The sequence below is a fragment of the Rhizobium sp. 01N424 genome (assembly GCF_056399485.1).
Map to the genome: position 1 here is coordinate 1 of NZ_JBFTRK010000041.1, position 496 is coordinate 496.

The following is a 496-nucleotide window of genomic DNA, read 5'->3' on the forward strand; positions in this document are numbered from 1 at the left end:
ACGTATTACCGCGGCTGCTGGCACGTAGTTAGCCGGCGCTTCTTCTGCAGGTACCGTCACTTKCGCTTCKTCYSTRCTGAAAGAGGTTTACAACCCGAAGGCCGTCATCCCYCACGYGGCGTCGCTGCATCAGGCTTKCGCCCATTGTGCAATATTCCCCACTGCTGCCWCCCGTAGGAGTCTGGGCCGTGTCTCAGTCCCAGTGTGGCCGGTCACCCTCTCAGGCCGGCTACCCGTCGTCGCCTTGGTGAGCCATTACCTCACCAACAAGCTGATAGGCCGCGAGTCCATCCAAAACCACAATAAAGCTTTCCACCCCCCACCATGCGATGAGGAGTCATATCCGGTATTAGACCCAGTTTCCCAGGCTTATCCCAGAGTTAAGGGCAGGTTACTCACGTGTTACTCACCCGTTCGCCACTAATCCCCCCAGCAAGCTGGAGATCATCGTTCGACTTGCATGTGTTAAGCACGCCGCCAGCGTTCATCCTGAGCC

At 57.5% G+C, this 496-nt stretch carries 1 rRNA gene; it reads right to left on the reverse strand.

What is annotated here, in order from left to right:
• A 16S ribosomal RNA gene (locus AC1DNK_RS29980) occupies positions 1-496 on the reverse strand; the annotation flags it as partial.